This is a genomic window from Brevibacterium casei CIP 102111 (assembly GCF_900169275.1).
Taxonomy (GTDB): domain Bacteria; phylum Actinomycetota; class Actinomycetes; order Actinomycetales; family Brevibacteriaceae; genus Brevibacterium; species Brevibacterium casei.
On record NZ_FXZC01000021.1, the window covers coordinates 1 to 1,272 of the forward strand.

Annotated in this window: 1 protein-coding gene; it reads right to left on the minus strand. The window is 62.8% G+C overall.

The genetic code is table 11. The features are described from left to right. Window positions 1-580: 580 nt before the first annotated feature. The coding region (locus tag BC102111_RS17480) for a hypothetical protein (RefSeq protein WP_219618478.1) at window positions 581-1,272 on the minus strand (692 nt) is incomplete at its 5' end.

Below are 1,272 nucleotides of genomic sequence, written 5' to 3' on the forward strand. Positions count from 1 at the left end.
CCGGATCGGCCTGAGCATGAATGACGAGTTCGACGGCGCGAGCCTTGAGTTCGTCGGTGTATTTCACTGGCAAGAGAGAATCTCCTTCTTCCAATCTCCCTGCCTCTATTATCCCCGGGGCGATTCAATCTGTGGGGTCTGGTTCTTCCCCGTCGGCATCCGCATCGGCCTCGGCGTCATCATCGGTGTTCGCCGTCGCATCATTGTCATCGTTGCCGTCGGTCGCAGCACCAGCGTCGGCGTTGTCGTCTGGGCCGTCGGCCTCGGCTTCGGACGACGCGTCGGCTTGTGTGTCGTCTGCCGGTGCGGTTGGGACAGTGGCATCGACGGGGGAATCAGGAGTCTTCGACGGAGCAGGTGCCGTTGGAACTGTCGGGTCGGCGGTCGGTGCTTCGGCGGGCTGAGTCGTTGCGGTCGGGCGACTGTCAGGGGACGTATCCACCGTGGGCGATACAGGTCTCGTCGTCGCTGGTGGCTGAGTCGTGGCTTCGTGAGCGAGGGCCGGTGCGACTGCTGTGGCGGGGATCGCGAGGCCGAGGATCACGGCTGCTGCCGTGGCGCGATGCTTGGGGGTGTGCATTTACTTTCCTTCCGTGTTGGTAAGAGCTGTGATGGACCCGTCGGGGTTGCGAACTATTGCAGGCCCCTTGTCGGTGTAGCCGAGCAGGCGTGCCTGATCGGGTTCGGGGTAAGTGGATGTTGCGTCGAAGTAGGTGCGTTGTCCGTTCGCCTCGGTGACGGCGAGGGGACCGAGCGCGGTCGTGAACGGTGTTCCGTTGCCATCGGCGATTAGGCTTCCGTCCGCGAGGTTGACCGCTTTGTCACCGATGATGCCGGTGCCCATGGTGCGACCTACTTGCCAGGAATCAGCGGCAGCGGTATCTGACAGCGGGAAGGCCGCGGTGATCGCGGCGTCGTCGTCGAGATTGTGCACGGTCACGGTGGGCTGACCATCAACGGTCCATTCGGCGACCGTGACCCCGTGTCCCGATGAGATGTGCCGTGAGAATGTCGCGGAGTCCGTGGGGGCAGGGAGGTCAAGGGTCTTCGCTTCAGCCTTGTCGTCAAGGGGGTCGATGACCACTTGGGGGCGGGCTGAATCTGCTTGAATCAGCGTCTTGCCGTCGATGGCAGACGGAATGAATGTGGGCTGACCCCGGGATGTAGGTCCAGTCGTTGTGTGAGTCGTCTTGATGCTCGCTGCTGCGGGCAGGAAGACTGGTCTCATCATGACGAACACGAGGAAGCGGCACACGCCTGAGCAGGTCGTGC